Source organism: Streptomyces sp. SID5785, assembly GCF_009870065.1.
In the GTDB taxonomy this organism is placed as follows: domain Bacteria; phylum Actinomycetota; class Actinomycetes; order Streptomycetales; family Streptomycetaceae; genus Streptomyces.
Window position 1 is genome coordinate 1 of sequence record NZ_WWIA01000119.1, and the last position, 1,233, is coordinate 1,233.

The window sequence follows — 1,233 nt, forward strand, 5'->3', positions numbered from 1 at the left end:
CGATGCGGACGTCGGTGTGCGGGCCGCCCGCCTCGCCGCGCAGCACGAGTCCGGCACGGTCGAGCCGGACCGGGCGCAGCCGGGCGGCGCCGGTGAGTGCCGACACCTCGGTCAGGGCGGCGAGTTCGTGCAGGATGTCGGCGTGCCCGGCGTCGAGGTGGGCCAGGAGTTCGGCCTCGTGTCCGGCGAGCGGGTCGGGGGCGGCCGCGCCGAGCTCCCCCGCGTCGAGCTCGTGGCGGGCGCCGTCGGCGACGAGGACGGCGCGGGCGGGTCGCAGCACGAGGGTGTCGGGCCCGGCGGTGGTGAGCCGCCCGCTGAGCATGAGCCGGGCGCGCACCCGGTCCCGTACGGCGACGGGGGCCACATCGGTGAACTCGGCGTGGACGGCGAGCCCGGAGCGTGGGGCTCCGGTGAGCGCGGCGGTCAGTCCCGGTTCCGCGGGGTCGAGCAGGAGGAGCCGGGAGGCGGCGTCGACGGCGTGCAGGGCGACGCAGTCGACACGGTGGGACGCTCTTGTGGCGGGGGTGCATGTCGCGGGCGCGCCCGGCGCCGGGGCACCCGTCACGGGCGTGCCCGTCGCGACGGTGAGTGTCAGGGAGTCCGCGGCGGCGAGGACGGTCCGCGCGCGCTCGGCGGGGGTGGGATCCGGGGGTGTCACTGGTCGGCCATCTCCACTCCTGGGTCTCCTGGGTTCTCCTGGGTCGACGCCGTGATCCGCTGCGGGATCGAGTCGGCGTCATGGCGGCACGCGCCGGGGCAGGGCGGGGACGCTCCGCACCTCGAGGCACGTTCCTGATTAGGTAAGGCTCACCTTACTTCAAGGCTCCGGCCGCCGACAGCCACCCGTCGCGGGCGCGTCCACGCCGCACCCCGGCCCGGCCCGCCTACGGTCGACGCCATGAACCGACGCACCCACGCCTGCCTCGTCCTGCTCGCCGGAGCCTCCGGCGCCGTCGACGCGCTCGCGTTCACGGCGCTGGGCACGGTGTTCGCCGGGGTGATGACGGGGAATCTGGTGCTGCTCGGCGTCTCGGCGGGGCGCGGCGACGGCTCCCAGGTCGGCGCCCCGCTGTTCGCGCTCGGCGGCTACGCGCTCGGGGTCGCGCTCGCCACGCTCGCCTGCCGTGGCGCCTCGCGCGCGCCCGCCCGCGCCCCGGAACACGGCTGGCCGGGGCAGGTCGTGGCGTGCCTCGCGGCGCAGGCAGCGCTGCTGGCCTGCGTGGCGGTCGCGGG

The 1,233-nt window shown here is 77.2% G+C and carries 2 protein-coding genes; one reads left to right on the forward strand and one right to left on the reverse strand.

Annotated elements, in window-relative coordinates; all coding sequences use genetic code 11:
- Positions 1 to 658: hypothetical protein (locus tag GTW43_RS03710; RefSeq protein ID WP_161300170.1), on the reverse strand; the 658-nt coding region annotated here is incomplete at its 3' end.
- Positions 659 to 898: 240 nt separating this feature from the next.
- Here GTW43_RS03710 and GTW43_RS03715 point away from each other — a divergent pair.
- A partial coding sequence (locus GTW43_RS03715) for a YoaK family protein (RefSeq protein WP_161300171.1) occupies positions 899 to 1,233 on the forward strand: 335 nt, incomplete at its 3' end.